A 13830-nucleotide genomic window follows, 5' to 3' on the forward strand; every position below is an offset into this window, starting at 1 on the left:
CTGCTGGCCCTCTGCTAGACTTGGCTGGCGTTTAAGGATATGTGACGCCTCAGCTTGTTGTGCTAGTGGGCTGGCACTAGTTAGAAACGAACGAACACGGGCCCCAGGCTTCAATAAAGCGGGGGTGGGAGACTGATATGGACGAAGTTGGCACCAAGATCGTCGAGATCCTGAAGAAGCACATGAAGGAGCCGCGCGACGACATCTCGATGTCGACGCCGCTTACGGATCTCAAGATTGAATCCCTCGATCTGGCGATGATCGTTTTTGATATCGAAGATACGTTTGGCATTGAAATCCCTTACAACGCCAACGAGGATGTCGAGGATTTCAAGACCGTTGGTTCGGTTGTCGATCGCGTTAAGGAGCTGGTTGCTAAAGGCCCAGCCGCTGCCGGCGCCAAGGCCTAACCTACAGATACGAACGCTGGCATCGGGGCACTTAAGTGTGCCCTTGCCATATCTCTCAGCGAGCTCCCCCCCGAGGCGCTTTTGCCGGCTCGCATCATAACTCTCGCGGCGCCAGTGCGCCGCTCACAACCGAGCAGGTAACTAGATGTCAAACGCGAACGGCGCGCGCCGCGTCGTGGTGACCGGAATGGGCGCCGTGACGCCGATCGGCCTCAATGTGGCCGATCTCTGGGCCTCGATGCACGAGGGCAAGTGCGGTGTTACCGAGCTTGGCGGTTTTCCCGTCGACGATCTGAAGATCCTGATCGCCGCTCAGATCAAGGACTTCGATCCTAAAGTACGTCTCAAGCATTTCCAGCGCGATAAGCTGGTTATGCACGCCGACCGCTATTCCTGGTTCGCCGCTGCCGCCGCCGACGAGGCCGTGCGCCAATCGGGCCTCACATTCCCTGTCGCCGATCCTTATCGCTCGGCCTGCATCATCGGTTCGGGCGCTGGCGGTCTGACGACCTACGAGCAGTCCTACCGGGCCCTGTTCCTCGAAGGTAAGCGCGCCACTCATCCGTTGACGCTTCTGCGCATCATCGGCTCTTCGGCCAGCGCTCACGTCGGCATTGAGTTCGGCATCAAGGGACCGACCTTCGCGACCTGCAGCGCCTGCTCGACGGCAACCCATGCCATCGGCATCGCCCGCGACTACATCAAGAACGGCGTCGTCGACGTCGCCATTGCCGGCGCCTCGGAGTCGGTCATCAACTACGGCACCATGAAGGCCTGGCAGGCATTGCACGTGCTGTCGCCGGAAGGCTGCTTCCCGTTCGCCAAGAAGCGCAACGGCACCGTGCTCGGTGAGGGCGCAGGTGTCCTCGTGCTGGAATCCTATGAGCATGCCAAGGCGCGTGGCGCCACCATCCTGGCCGAGATCGCCGGCTACGGCATGACCTCGGACGCCAAGGACATGGTGAACCCCGACATCGAAGGGCCGCGCGAAGCCATGCGCATGGCGCTCGACGATGCTCAGATTTCGCCGGCGGACATCCAGTATCTCAACGCGCACGGCACCGCGACGACGATTAACGACGCCAACGAGACGCGCGCAATCAAGGCAGTCTTTGGCAACCACGCCAAGAACCTCGCCATCTCCTCGACCAAGTCGATGACCGGCCACCCCCTCGGTGCGGGCGGCGGCATCGAAGCAGCGGCCTGCATCAGCGCGATGCGGGAGGGATGGGTCCCGCCGACCATCGGCCTGGACGATCCCGATCCCGAATGCGACCTCGATTACATCCCCAATGTCGGCCGCAAGCTCGACGTGACGTACGCCATGTCGAACTCGTTTGCCTTCGGCGGCCTCAACGCCGTGCTGGTTTTTGGTCCTCCGCCCGCCTGATAGGCGGCCGATCAACAACGCGCACTGACAGTCTTTTGCGCCACGCCTCATCGGGCGTGGCGCTTTTGCATCCACCAGTTCGCTCCGGATTCATCTTGTTTCCCAAAGCCTTTCAGCATGCAGCGTGAAGTGCTTAGGTCCAGCAGAGCTTGCGGGCGCCCCGCGCCGCTGGTGATGGTGCACGCCAGGGTATTGCTGACAAACCGTGGCAATGACAGATTGTCGCCAACGGCAGCATGAGACTGACCGGCTTGGGAGGCGGATGATGCGCGAGATTGTGATCCGTGCAGGGAAGGTGGCCATCCGCGCGCGCCTCCTCGAAACGCCTACCGCGGAACGCATTTGGGCTGCGCTCCCCATCCATGCTGAGGCCAGCCTGTGGGGACATGAAGTCTATTTCAGCGCTCCCGTCAGTTCCGAGACTGAGCCGGGTGCCCGCGAGGTCGTCAACGCCGGGGAAATCGCCTTCTGGCCGGATGGCGAGGCCATCGCCATCGGCTTTGGACCCACCCCATTATCTCGGCGCGGAGAAATCCGAATGGCCAGCCCGTGCAATATCTGGGCAATGGCACTCGATGACGTCAGCCGGCTGAAGGGTGTGCATGCCGGCGAAGGCGTCTCCATCGTCGACGCCAACCTTGAGGCGTAGGGCGCGCTTCTGCGCGCAAGAGCGCCTTCTTGTGCAACGCAGCGATTGTGCTAGCCTTTAACTCCCCTCGATTGGTCACGAGCATTGACCGCCACGAGGGGGAGGATCGCCAGTGGAAATGGTTTTGCGGTTTCTTGTCGGCGTCGCGGCGGCCTGGATCACCCCGGATCCCGCCCCGCAACAGGCCCAGCTGTCGGCCTACGAGGAGCGCTGTCCCGAGCAGCGTTGCCACCTGCGGCTCGTGCGCTAGGGGTCTACATTGGCCGCATTGGGAAGGTCTCGTTCCAGATATATTCGAAACCAGGTCGTGAACCGGTCCGGATTGCGCGCTGCATCGGCTTGAATGTCGGCCAGCGGGCGCCAGCAATGCGCCTCGGCCTCTTCATCGTCGGGCCGAACGTCCCCGTCCCAGCAGCCGGTGAAGATGTGCACGTACTCGTGCTCAATGAGGCCGCTGCCGACATCGGCGCGATAAACAAGGCTGTGCAGCGGCGTGAGCGGGCAGGAAAAGCCCATCTCTTCCTCGAGCCGCCGCGCGGCGGCAGCCGCAGTATCCTCTCCCGGACGCGGGTGGCCGCAGCAAGCATTGGTCCACAGTCCGCCCGAGTGATACTTGCCCGGATGCCGCTTCTGCAGGAGCATCTTGCCCGCGCCATCGTCAATGAGAACTGAAAACGCCCGATGCAGATCGCCGCGCTGATGCGTCAGCAGCTTCGGCGCCGTGCCGAGCGGATTATCTTCGCGGTCGACGAGGATGACCTCCTCCAGAGCATCGATCATGCTCGCGTGTGCTCCATCTCCGCAGCCTTTTGCGGCTGTCTCTCCACCCCGAAAATGTGATCCAGCATAATCTGCTTGATCTCGCTAGCTTTGATCACGCCGCCCGGCAGCATGCCCGGCGCCGACGACATGACAAGCGGGCTGCGCTCCGGCGAATTGTCCGCCCGCCCATGTGAACCCCGCACCAGCGCGGCGTCGAGCGGAATGACGTCCATCAGGGCGCGCAATCCGAGCGCCCGCTTCAGCAGCCGCCAGCCGATTGCCAGTTTGGGCCACTTGATCTCAGGGTCGAGAAACAGCTCGACCGGATCATACCCCGGCTTGCGATGAATCTCGACCAGCCTCGCAAAATCCGGCGCCCGGGCGTCATCGAGCCAGTAGTAGTAGGTAAACCACGCGTCTGGGCGTGCGATCGCAACAAGTTCGCCCGATCGCTCGTGGTCGAGACCATGCGCGCGTTTTTCCTCAGCCCCCCAGATCTCGTCGATACCACCAGTTTGCTCCAGCACGGCCCTGACCCGCGGGATGTCGTCCGGATCGGCGATGTAGACATGCGCCACCTGATGGTCAGCGAGCGCGAAAGCGCGCGACTGGGGCGCATCTAGCAATTCTCCGCCCAGCTCATCCCGGACCGCGAGGAAGCCAGATTGGCGCAGCGCGCGGTTGATGTGCACCGGCCGCTTCACCGGCACGATCCCGTACTCGGACACGATCATCACATGGCGTCCGGACGCGTCCGCAGCTTTGACGAGATCGCCTACGACATCGTCGATCTCGCGCAGGTCGGCTGCGATGCCCGGATTGTCCGGCCCCAGCCGCTGCAGCACGTAGTCGAGGTGCGGCAGGTAGGCGAGGGTCAGAGTCGGATTGCGGCTCGCCATGACGTGCAACGTGGCGTCCGCTATCCACCGCGTCGATGATATGTTCGTCGCAGGCCCCCAGAACGAGAACAGCGGAAACGTCCCCAGCTTCGCGGTCAGCTCATCGCGAAGCTCCGACGGCTGCGCATAGCAGTCGGGGATCTTCCGTCCGTCCGCTTTGTAGATCGGTCGCGGCGTCACCGCGTAATCTGCACTGGAGGCCATGTTGAACCACCAGAACATGTTTGCGCACGTGAAAGCCTTATCGCGCCGCTTGCCCGCGTCCCAAACCCGCTCTCCACTGAGCAGCTTGTTCGACTGGCGCCACAGCCAGATCTCCGCCAGATCCCGAAACAGCCAGCCGTTGCCGACCGCACCGTGATCAGTCGGCGGCGTGCCTGTGAGGAACGTCGCCTGCACCGAGCAAGTTACGGCGGGCGTCACGGTTTGCAGCGGACGCACGCCCGAACGCTGGGCGAACGCCGCGAGATTGGGTGTGTGCTCCCCGATCAGCTCCGGTGTCAGCCCGACGACATTGAGAACGAGGAGGGGATGCATGACCGAGCCGTAACGCCCTCCGCTACTTCTTCAGCGAGTCGATGAAGGCGATGATCTTCAGGATCTGATCCTGTGTCATGCCACGCTTGGAGAATGGACGCATCGCGCCGGCGGCACCCGAGTGGATGACCTCGAACTTGCCGACATCGGTGTTCGCGCGCGAGTTGATCACGACGTCGTCGATCAGGTTCGGACCCATGCCACCCGACGCATCTGGCTTGTGGCAGACTTGGCAGTTGTCATTGAAGATCTTCTTCCCTTCGGCAATCGCGTCGGCATTACCAACGTATGGGTTCGTCCCCGTTTCGTGGAACGACTTCACGGCATCGGTGAACGTCTCTCCTTTGATGGGGCTGAGGTCCAGCGGCGAGTCATCAAGAGCGTTGCGGAACTCGATGGCGATGGCGGGGATGGCGAACGTGACCGCGGCAACGGTCAGGACTGCGAGAGTGCGCGACGCACGCTGTGTGAGGGACATCGAGACTTTCCTATGGGATTTCGAGGCACCAACAGGGCCTCTCGCAGACGGGAGCGAGAGGCCCTGGCGGTCAATGCAGGATCGTTTTGACGATCACTTCCGGGTCTTGGCGACTTCCGCGCCAGCCGGCACTTTGTCAGCCGCTACCACGCGCCAGAGCGCGCCCGGCGGGTTCGCCAGCGGGCCCTTGTCGTCGGTGTAGAAGCAGTCGCAGTTGACGGCGAGCACGGTGCCGTCCTCGTCGTTGTTGCCCGAGGTGAACTGCAGAGAAGTCTGCAGCAGCTCCTGCAGCTGCCACTTCTTGCCGTCCCAACCCGTGCCGAACACGCGGCCCGAGCACCAGTCGCCGGTGAGGAACACGCCGTTCATGCCAGCGTAGTTGGCAACGCCGAGGCCCATGACCGAGCAGCCCCAGCCGTCCTTGAGCTTCTCAGCACCCGGATAGGGCTCCTGGTGCGGATACTCGGCGACCGGAAGCACGCCCACCTGCGGGCACTTGTCGTCGGGTCCCGTCATCGGATGGCAGTTCGTACCCATGTTGAACTTCCAGCCGTAGTTCTCGCCACCCTTGCTGTTGGCCGGCTGCCAGTCGATCTCTTCGAGATGGTTCTGGCCGACGTCGGCGATGAACAAACCGCCGTTCTTCCGGTCGAAGCGGAACGAGTAGGGGTTACGCAGACCGTAAGCCCAGATCTCCGGACGCGTGCCCATGTGGATCTTGGAGAAGCCTTCTTCGGTGATGCCGAAGAGCGCCATCATGCGATCCTGGTAGGCATGAGCAAAAGGATTGTCGTCAGGAACCTTGTAGCCGACGTTGTCCGGCGTATTGACGTCGATGCGGAGCAGCTTGCCCCACAGCACATCCTTGCGCTGACCGGCGTCGAGGGGGTCACCCTCCCAGCCGGCGTCACCCTTGCCGACATAGAGATAGCCGTCGGGCCCGAACTCGATGCCGCCGCCGTAGTGGTTGTAATAGGGCTGCGGGATGATGGTGATGACCTTGGCGGATTTCTGCGCCTGATCGACCGTCACTTCATCGGGGCTGCCCGAATCCACTGTATAGCGCGTGATCATGTGCGCGCCGTTGAATGGCAGAGACGAGTAGCTGACGTAGAAGTAGCCGTTCTCTTTGAACTTCGGATCGAAGACGACGGACCACAGGCCCTGCTCGACGAAGCCGGTCTGAACTTCCGAGCCGAGCGGCGTATTCTTTGTGAGGTCGAGGAACGGCTTCTCCAGAACCTTGCCGTCCTTTACGACCTTGATGCGACCAACGCGCTCCACCACGAAGATTCGACCAGAACCATCAAATGCTGAAGCGACGCCGACTGGATCGTTGAACCCATCAGCGATCTTCACGAGCGCGATTTTAGGATCGCCAGGCAGCTTTCCTCCGGGACGCGCGACCTGCGAGGCCTCGGTCGGCACTGTCTGGGCAGCGACCGCAGTCACTCCCAGAGTGCCGAGCGCGGCCATCCCTATCGACGCGGCCTTTAGCAACCGCATTCCCATTGAACGTTCTCCCATTTCCATTGTCGCGACTTATTCTCGCGTTGCGCGTTTGCGCTGGTAGCCGCATCAATTCGATGTCCCGGTGATCTGGAGCACCTGCCCTGCGGCGTTTGAACGCTAGTGAATGGAATTCCCCGAGACAATGGATAGGGGGCGCAGTTCCAGAATTTGACGCAAAGAGGAAAGTGTACGCACAAAGAATTGCCACGCATTCCCGATCATTTTTGCCGGATTATCCATTGCCAAAAAGCGACGTTTCTGTTCGCGCGAGCGTTATGAGCAAAACCATTGCTTGGCCGCGTCAAAACGCGCATGATCCGCACTCCCAACGGCGCGACTGACAAACGATTGGTTCGCCGGGGTCCGGAAGGCCGCAGTGGCAAAAGCTCAGGTCGTTTCCGGCAAATGCTGATGGCAAATCGGCAAATAAACGCACGTCGTAAGGGGAAATGCGTGGGCAAGGCACTTGGTGACGCGCTGTCGAAAATTGAATCGTACAGCGAAGAACGAACTTTCATACAGCGGTTTTCTGTTTCCTATGATTTCCCTGTCTATTTTGCCCGAGATATTTTTTCCGAAACGAGTTCTGTTCTCGCCGAAGCATTGACACGCACCCCGGGAACGCGCCGGCGCACGGCTGTGTTCGTCGATGAGGGCGTCGTGCGTGAAATGCCAGATCTGCCGCGCCGCATCGCGGCCTACCTGGGGTCGGCCGGAAATGGCATCGAACTCGCCGGACCGGTCGAGATCATCGCTGGGGGCGAGGGCTGCAAGAACGACCCAGGCTTGGTTCTCGACCTTCAGCAGACGCTCGTCGATGCCGGGCTCGACCGTCATTCATACGTGCTCGGTGTCGGCGGTGGGGCGCTGCTCGATCTGATCGGCTACGTCGCCGCGACGACGCATCGTGGCATCCGGCACATTCGTGTTCCGACCACGGTTCTGGCGCAGAACGATTCCGGCGTCGGCGTGAAGAACGGCGTCAACGCGTTCGGCTGCAAGAACATGCTCGGCACGTTCGTGCCGCCCGTAGCCGTCATCAATGACTCTGCCTTCATCGATATCCTGCCCGGCCGCGACAAGCGCGCTGGCATGGCCGAGGCCGTCAAGGTTGCGCTCATTCGCGATGGCGCGTTCTTCGACTGGCTGGAAGAAAAAGCTGGCGCACTCTCGCTGTTTGCCTCCGAGCCGCTCGATCATCTCATTCGCCATTGCGCGCTTTTGCATATGCGCCAGATCGCAACCGGAGGCGATCCGTTCGAGCGCGGCAGTGGCCGACCGCTCGATTTCGGGCACTGGTCGGCGCACAAGCTGGAGGGCCTTTCGGGCTACGAGCTTCGGCACGGAGAAGCGGTCGCCATCGGCGTTGCGCTCGATACGCGCTATTCGGTCCTGGCCGGGCTTCTGCCGCCAGGCGAGGATTTGCGCGTGCGCGCCCTGCTGCACCGCCTCGGCTTCACCCTCTGGCATCCGGCCTGCGAAGCGCGCAACGAGAATGGCGAACTGAAGCTGCTCGCGGGCCTCGAGGAGTTCCGCGAGCATCTCGGCGGCGAGCTGACGGTGACGCTTCTGTCCGCGATCGGCACCAGCGTCGACGTCAACACGATGGACTCGGCCCTGATCGAACAGGCGATCGATTGGTTGCGACCGCAGGACGGCGTGTAATGCGTCTCCACCTGCCTGGCTCGCCCCATCTCTCCTACTGCACGAATATCCATGCAGGTGAGCGCTGGGCCGAGATCGAAGCCGCGCTACGCAAGCACGTCCTGCCGATCAAGGCAGAGGTGTCGCCCGATCAGCCGATGGGCATCGGGTTGCGCCTGTCGGCAACCGCGGCTGACGAACTGGCCAAGCCGGAGGCACTCGCCGCTCTAAAGGCGTTCCTCGCCCAGTCCGATCTCTACGTCTTCACCATCAACGCGTTCCCGTATGGCAACTTCCACGGCACGCGCGTCAAGGAGCGCGTCTACGAGCCCGACTGGCGCGATGAGCGCCGGGTACTATTCTCCAACAAGGCCGCCGATATCTTGGAAGCGCTGCTGCCGGAGGGCGTGGAAGGCAGTATCAGCACCGTGCCCGGCGCCTACAAGGACGCCATCAACGGGCCGATCGATATCGCCCGCATGGTCTATCACCTGATCCGCCACGCGGCGTATCTCTATAGGCTTGCCGAGGAGACGGGAAAGCACATCTCACTCGCGCTCGAGCCGGAGCCATGCTGCTTCCTGGAAACGATCGACGAGGCCATCGACTTTTTCAACGACCACCTTTTCGCCCGCCAGTCCGTCGAGACGTTCCGCCGCCTGACCGACATATCGAGCCGAGAGGCGCGTGAGGCCCTGCGGCGTCATCTCGGCATCTGCCTCGACGTGTGCCACGCCAGCGTCGAGTTCGAGGATCCGGTTGAATGCCTGGGCCGGTTGGCAGCCGTAGGCATCAAAGTGCCGAAAATTCAGCTCAGCTCCGCTCTGCGCATTCCCGTCGTCAACGCCAACGCGGCAGAGCTTCTGGCCCGCTTCGATGATGGCGTCTACTTGCATCAGACAGTGGAAGTGCAAGCCGATCGCGTCACCCGCTATCGCGACCTGCCCGAAGCGTTCGATGCGCTGCGCAGCGGACGAGCGGGTGGCGAATGGCGCGTTCACTGTCACGTGCCGCTCTTTCAAGCGGACTACGGCGCCTTGCAGTCGACCCAGCAGCCGCTCGCAAACCTGCTGGCCGCATGCAAACGCAGCGCTCTCGCGCCGCATCTGGAAGTCGAAACCTATACCTGGGACGTGCTGCCCGCAGACATGCGCGGCATCGATGTCAGCAGCGATATCGCTCGGGAGCTCAAATGGGTTCGCTCGCAACTCGGCGCATGAGCGGTTGGCGCACAGCGCTGAAGCTCGGACGCGTCTCTAATCTGCCGACTATCTGGAGCAACGTCATTGCCGGCAGCGCGCTGGCGGGCGGTGCGCCGACCCACTGGCTCCTGATGATGGCCGTCGCCATTTCCGCGATGTACGTCGCCGGGATGTTCCTCAACGATGCCTTCGACCGCAATATCGACGCGCGCGAGCGTCCCGAGCGTCCGATCCCATCGGGTGAGGCCAGCGCCGACGCGGTGATCGTTGTCGGTGCCTCGCTTCTTGTCGTCGGTGTCGTCGGGCTTGCAACCGTAAACGATCACACCGGCCTTGTCGGTCTCGCGCTCGCGGGCGCGATTTTGCTCTACGACTGGCAGCACAAGGGCAATCCGTTTGCGCCCTTCGTCATGGGGCTGTGCCGCGCCCTGGTTTACATCGCCGCCGCATCGGCAGCGCTGACGACGCTGTCACCAACTGTGCTTCTGCCGGCGGCCGCCATGCTGCTGTATGTCGCCGGCCTCACCTACACCGCGCGCCAGGAGAACCTCGACAGGGTGACCAACCTGTGGCCGCTGCCATTGCTCGCCGCCCCCGCTGGCGTGTCGCTCGTGGGGACCGACTTTTCCCTGATCGCCACCGTCTCATTCATCGCCTTGGCCGTTTGCGCACTGCGCGTGGGCCAGCTTCTCAAGCGCCGCCACGCGGGAGACGTGTCCCGCGCGGTCGGACTGATGATCGCCGCGATCTCCATCAATGACGCGCTCTTCGCCACAACGACTGGAATGGACTATGCAGCCATCGCCTGTCTCGCCTGCTTCATCCTCACCCTCGTCTTCCAGCGCTATGTCCCAGCAAGCTGAATCCCGCACCGCGATGATCGACGACGCCATGAAGGCGCGCATGGAGCTGTTGCGCAGCTGGCTCGCCCGCCGTCTCGCACCCGATGCGCTCGCCTGGGTCGACGAGCAGACCGCACGCATCGCCGACGCGCCCGCGGGGCTCCCGTTGGCGCGCGCGCTGGGGCTGGCGCCGCGCCGGGTCGGTCGCGGGCCGCTGCAACTCGACAGCAGCGAAATGGCGCAGGCGCAAGCTGTACGACCGGGACTTGATGCGAGCGACTGGACGCTCGACCAGGCGGCCCGCATTCTTTTTGCCCTGGCTAGTACCGCCGCAGGAGAAGAGCAGTTCGCGGCCCGCCTCGACGCCATTGTGCGATCGGGAGAGATCGGCGAGCAGATCGCGCTTCTTCGCGGTCTGCCTCTCTATCCGGCCCCGCAACGCCTGCTGCCTCTGGCAGGCGAGGGCATCCGCTCGGCGATGCAGCCCGTCTATGAAGCGGTTGCCCATCGCAGCCCTTACCCGGCGGAGAACTTCAGCGAGCCGATGTGGAACCAAATGGTGGTGAAGGCTCTCTTCATCGGATCGACGCTCGCACCCATCCAGGGCCTCGATGATCGCCGTAACGCAGACCTCGCGCGCATGCTCATCGACTACGCCCACGAGCGCTGGGCGGCGTCGCGCGTCGTCAAACCCGAGCTGTGGCGTTGCGTCGGGCCGTTCGCCACATCGGAGGACGATTTCGCCGACCTGCTGCGCGTGTTCTCTTCCGGCAACGACACCGAACGCTGCGCAGCCGCCCTTGCGCTGTCGGAGTGCCCAACGCCCGATGCACTGGTGCTCCTCGAATCCGCGCCCGATCTGTGGCGTGACATCCGCAATGGAAAACTCACCTGGGAGAAGCTCGCATGAACGCCAACGCTAAAGCCCCGCACGGCGGCGAGCCGATGACCTACATCGATCCGCACGCGCATATGATCTCTCGCACCACCGACGACTACGAGGCCATGGCCGCCGCAGGTGTCGTGGCTGTCATTGAGCCGGCGTTCTGGATCGGCCAGGCGCGGACCAACGTTGGCAGCTATAGAGATTACCTCTCGCACATTCTCGGCTTCGAGAGATTCCGCGCCAGCCAGTTCGGCATTCAGCACTATTGCTGCATCGGTCTCAATTCCAAGGAAGCCAACAACGAGGCCTTGGCCGAGGATGTGATGGCCATCCTTCCGGAGTTCGCCACCAAGGAGGGTGTCGTCGCCATCGGCGAGATCGGCTTTGACGAGCAGACCGCGCTCGAAGAGAAGTATTTCCGCCTGCAGCTCGATCTGGCGCGCGAGCTTGAGCTCCCTGTGATGATCCATACGCCTCATCGCGACAAGAAGCGTGGCGTCACCCGCTCAATGGACATCATAATGGAACACAAGCTCTCGCCTTCGCGGGTCGTCATCGACCACGTCAACGAGGAGACGGTGCGCGAGGTGACGGAGCGCGGCTTTTGGGCGGCGTTCTCGATCTACCCGCACTCCAAGATGACGGCGGAGCGCATGTGCGCCATCGTGCGCGACTATGGCGCTGGCCAGCTCATCGTCGACTCCGCCTGCGATTGGGGCATTTCCGATCCGCTATCGGTGCCGAAGACCGCCATGCTGCTCGCCGAGCAGGGCGTCGCCGCGGCCGACGTCCGTCGCGTGACCTACGCCAATGCGCTCGCGGTCTACGGCCAGAGCGGCCAGATGGCGGAGGAAGATTGGGCCAACCGCGCCGTCGACCAGACCTCGCGCTACGATGGCAACACCATTCTCCGCGGTGGCCAGAACCCGCGCATCGAGACAACCAAAGGCTAGGGTCAGCCTGAACATCGTCTCTCCGCGTCCTGGAGAGTTTGGAATGTGCGCCAGGAATACTTCCCGGCGCGCATTGCCGCGATTGATCACGGTTTGGCGGCAATGCTAGGCCCGCGCACACAAAAACCGCTCACAAGTCATTGGGGGAAACCTTGAACCGCATCGTAATCGCTGCGCTTGCTTTGGCCGCAGCTCTGCCAATGCTGGCAAACGCCCATGGACCAAGCCGCAAGAAAGAAGTCTCGACCATCGAGATCGACGCCCCGGCCGATAAGGTCTGGGAGGTCGTCGGCAACTACCGAGACATGGGCTGGCATCCGCAGATCGCCAAAACCGAGGCCGATCCTGGCGAGTACAAGAAGGAAGTGACGAAGCGCAAGCTCACCTTCAAGAACGGCGCGATTTTCACCGACACGCTGACCCGCTACGAGCCCGAGAACAAAACCATCGCCTTCCTCACCAATGATGAAGACCTGAAGACGCTTCCCGTCGAGGGCTACTCATCGACCATCTCCGTCGCCGACGAGGGCGGAAAATCGAAGGTCGAGTGGAAGGGTGCCTTCTACCGCGGCTACATGAACAACGATCCCCCGCCCGAGCTCAGCGATAAGGCAGCCATCGCCGCAGTGACGGCGTTCCAGAAGGAAGGCCTTGAAGCGCTGAAAGCCAAGCTCGAAGGCGGCAAGTGAGCATGACGAGAAAAGGCTTGGCGCGCCGCATGGCGCTGGCCGTCGCGCTTTGCATCGCCGGTGCGATTGCGCCGGCGGTAGCGGGTGAAGCGGTGCGCGAAGCCTTCGTCACCAGCCAGCTTGCCGACAGCGTCGGCGTCGTCGATCTCGCCACCATGAAGCAGGTGGCCGAGATCGCCGTGCCCGGCAAGCCGGCGGGCATTGCCATGTCGCCGCAAAGAGACTTCGCCTATGTCACGACGCCCGACGGCAACGAGCTGGTTGCCATCGACACGTCCGTGCGCAAGGTGGTGTGGCGTCTGAACGTGGGTAAAGGTCCGCTCGGCATCGCCGTCAACCCGCGTTCGGGTGCCGTCTATGTCGCCAATTGGTACGGCGATGAGATCGTATCGGTCGACCCGAAGACGCAGCAGGTGACGCATCGCGTCAAGGTCGGACGCGCGCCCTCCGGCATCGCTGTGACGGAGGATGGCACCACCATCCTCTCCGCCGACCGCGAAAGCGACGCGATCAGCATTATCGATGCCGCGAGCTTCACGCGCACCGGCGAGGTAAAAGTCGGCGAGCACCCGTTCGGCGTTGCCATCGAGCCCGGCGGCAAGCGCGCCTTTGCCGCCAACGTCGTCAGCAACGACGTGTCCGTTATCGACCTCGGCACGCGCAAGGTGACCGCAACGGTCAAGGTCGGCGCACGTCCGTATGGTGTCGCCTTTGCCAACGGCAATGCCTTCGTCACCAACCAGGCTGCACGCTCGCTCAGCGTTTTTCGTCTGTCGGACCTTCAGCCTGTCACCACGATTCCGGTCGGCGATTACCCGGAGGGCATCGAGGCGACCGCCGACGGCACTGCAGTCTACGTAGCCTGTTGGGGCGACAACCTCCTGCAGCGGGTGGATACCACCACGCTCAAAGCCGATGCCAAAGCGGAAGTCAGTGATGGGCCGCGCTCATTCGGCGCCTTCCTGCGCTGAAGCGTT

The 13830-nt window shown here is 62.7% G+C and carries 15 protein-coding genes; 11 read left to right on the forward strand and 4 right to left on the reverse strand.

Annotated elements, in window-relative coordinates; genetic code table 11:
• The first annotated feature begins 137 nt into the window (after positions 1–137).
• From NDB2M4_RS17015 to NDB2M4_RS20310, 4 genes are all read left to right on the forward strand, one after another.
• Entirely contained in the window at positions 138–410 is a 273-nt protein-coding gene (locus NDB2M4_RS17015; RefSeq protein WP_072377208.1) for an acyl carrier protein, read from the forward strand.
• 145 nt (positions 411–555) lie between these two features.
• The gene (locus NDB2M4_RS17020) at positions 556–1800 is read left to right on the forward strand and encodes a beta-ketoacyl-[acyl-carrier-protein] synthase family protein (protein ID WP_072377210.1); all 1245 of its coding nucleotides are present in this window, start codon (positions 556–558) and stop codon (positions 1798–1800) included.
• 265 nt (positions 1801–2065) lie between these two features.
• Positions 2066–2449, forward strand: coding sequence for a cyclophilin-like fold protein (locus tag NDB2M4_RS17025; RefSeq protein ID WP_072378253.1), 384 nt, complete (start codon positions 2066–2068; stop codon positions 2447–2449).
• Between the two features lie 112 nt (positions 2450–2561).
• Positions 2562–2699: a hypothetical protein gene (locus NDB2M4_RS20310; protein WP_171988138.1), complete on the forward strand. Its 138-nt coding sequence runs from the start codon at positions 2562–2564 to the stop codon at positions 2697–2699.
• On the opposite strand, the gene idi is transcribed toward NDB2M4_RS20310, so the two are convergent.
• From idi to NDB2M4_RS17045, 4 genes are all read right to left on the reverse strand, one after another.
• Positions 2696–3229, reverse strand: coding sequence for an isopentenyl-diphosphate Delta-isomerase (gene idi, locus NDB2M4_RS17030; protein ID WP_072377212.1), 534 nt, complete (start codon positions 3227–3229; stop codon positions 2696–2698). The genes NDB2M4_RS20310 and idi overlap by 4 nt on opposite strands.
• On the reverse strand, positions 3226–4647 hold the full coding sequence (locus NDB2M4_RS17035) for a nucleotide pyrophosphatase/phosphodiesterase family protein (RefSeq protein ID WP_072377215.1): 1422 nt from the start codon (positions 4645–4647) through the stop codon (positions 3226–3228). The genes idi and NDB2M4_RS17035 overlap by 4 nt, the downstream gene beginning before the upstream one ends.
• A 22-nt stretch (positions 4648–4669) precedes the next feature.
• On the reverse strand, positions 4670–5125 hold the full coding sequence (locus tag NDB2M4_RS17040) for a c-type cytochrome (protein ID WP_072377217.1): 456 nt from the start codon (positions 5123–5125) through the stop codon (positions 4670–4672).
• 93 nt (positions 5126–5218) lie between these two features.
• Entirely contained in the window at positions 5219–6631 is a 1413-nt protein-coding gene (locus tag NDB2M4_RS17045) for a PQQ-dependent sugar dehydrogenase (protein WP_072377219.1), read from the reverse strand.
• A gap of 459 nt (positions 6632–7090) precedes the next feature.
• On the opposite strand from NDB2M4_RS17045, the gene NDB2M4_RS17050 reads away from it, so the two are divergent.
• The 7 genes from NDB2M4_RS17050 to NDB2M4_RS17080 all read left to right on the forward strand — a co-directional run bounded on the left by NDB2M4_RS17050 (position 7091) and on the right by NDB2M4_RS17080 (position 13824).
• Positions 7091–8302: a 3-dehydroquinate synthase gene (locus NDB2M4_RS17050; RefSeq protein WP_244536215.1), complete on the forward strand. Its 1212-nt coding sequence runs from the start codon at positions 7091–7093 to the stop codon at positions 8300–8302.
• A complete protein-coding gene (gene eboE / locus NDB2M4_RS17055) occupies positions 8302–9501 on the forward strand; it encodes a metabolite traffic protein EboE (RefSeq protein ID WP_072377221.1) in 1200 nt (399 codons plus the stop codon). The genes NDB2M4_RS17050 and eboE overlap by 1 nt, the downstream gene beginning before the upstream one ends.
• A complete protein-coding gene (locus NDB2M4_RS17060; RefSeq protein WP_072377223.1) occupies positions 9474–10346 on the forward strand; it encodes a UbiA family prenyltransferase in 873 nt (290 codons plus the stop codon). Before eboE ends, NDB2M4_RS17060 begins: the two co-directional genes overlap by 28 nt.
• Before the next feature lie 13 nt (positions 10347–10359).
• The gene (locus tag NDB2M4_RS17065) at positions 10360–11235 is read left to right on the forward strand and encodes an EboA domain-containing protein (protein ID WP_072377225.1); all 876 of its coding nucleotides are present in this window, start codon (positions 10360–10362) and stop codon (positions 11233–11235) included.
• On the forward strand, positions 11232–12164 hold the full coding sequence (locus tag NDB2M4_RS17070) for a TatD family hydrolase (RefSeq protein WP_244536216.1): 933 nt from the start codon (positions 11232–11234) through the stop codon (positions 12162–12164). The genes NDB2M4_RS17065 and NDB2M4_RS17070 overlap by 4 nt, the downstream gene beginning before the upstream one ends.
• 200 nt (positions 12165–12364) lie before the next feature.
• The gene (locus tag NDB2M4_RS17075) at positions 12365–12853 is read left to right on the forward strand and encodes an SRPBCC family protein (protein ID WP_072378259.1); all 489 of its coding nucleotides are present in this window, start codon (positions 12365–12367) and stop codon (positions 12851–12853) included.
• Positions 12854–12855: 2 nt separating this feature from the next.
• On the forward strand, positions 12856–13824 hold the full coding sequence (locus NDB2M4_RS17080; protein ID WP_072377227.1) for a YncE family protein: 969 nt from the start codon (positions 12856–12858) through the stop codon (positions 13822–13824).
• Positions 13825–13830: the final 6 nt, after the last annotated feature.

The sequence above is a fragment of the Hyphomicrobium sp. NDB2Meth4 genome (assembly GCF_900117445.1).
GTDB lineage: Bacteria > Pseudomonadota > Alphaproteobacteria > Rhizobiales > Hyphomicrobiaceae > Hyphomicrobium_A.

Coding starts and splice junctions, on each gene's coding strand:
- NDB2M4_RS17015 (WP_072377208.1), top strand. CDS start 138: ATGGACGAAGTTGGCACCAAGATCGTCGAGATCCTGAAGAAGCACATG.
- NDB2M4_RS17020 (WP_072377210.1), top strand. CDS start 556: ATGTCAAACGCGAACGGCGCGCGCCGCGTCGTGGTGACCGGAATGGGC.
- NDB2M4_RS17025 (WP_072378253.1), top strand. CDS start 2,066: ATGCGCGAGATTGTGATCCGTGCAGGGAAGGTGGCCATCCGCGCGCGC.
- idi (WP_072377212.1), bottom strand. CDS start 3,229: ATGATCGATGCTCTGGAGGAGGTCATCCTCGTCGACCGCGAAGATAAT.
- NDB2M4_RS17035 (WP_072377215.1), bottom strand. CDS start 4,647: ATGCATCCCCTCCTCGTTCTCAATGTCGTCGGGCTGACACCGGAGCTG.
- NDB2M4_RS17040 (WP_072377217.1), bottom strand. CDS start 5,125: ATGTCCCTCACACAGCGTGCGTCGCGCACTCTCGCAGTCCTGACCGTT.
- NDB2M4_RS17045 (WP_072377219.1), bottom strand. CDS start 6,631: ATGCGGTTGCTAAAGGCCGCGTCGATAGGGATGGCCGCGCTCGGCACT.
- eboE (WP_072377221.1), top strand. CDS start 8,302: ATGCGTCTCCACCTGCCTGGCTCGCCCCATCTCTCCTACTGCACGAAT.
- NDB2M4_RS17060 (WP_072377223.1), top strand. CDS start 9,474: ATGGGTTCGCTCGCAACTCGGCGCATGAGCGGTTGGCGCACAGCGCTG.
- NDB2M4_RS17065 (WP_072377225.1), top strand. CDS start 10,360: ATGATCGACGACGCCATGAAGGCGCGCATGGAGCTGTTGCGCAGCTGG.
- NDB2M4_RS17070 (WP_244536216.1), top strand. CDS start 11,232: ATGAACGCCAACGCTAAAGCCCCGCACGGCGGCGAGCCGATGACCTAC.
- NDB2M4_RS17075 (WP_072378259.1), top strand. CDS start 12,365: ATGCTGGCAAACGCCCATGGACCAAGCCGCAAGAAAGAAGTCTCGACC.
- NDB2M4_RS17080 (WP_072377227.1), top strand. CDS start 12,856: ATGACGAGAAAAGGCTTGGCGCGCCGCATGGCGCTGGCCGTCGCGCTT.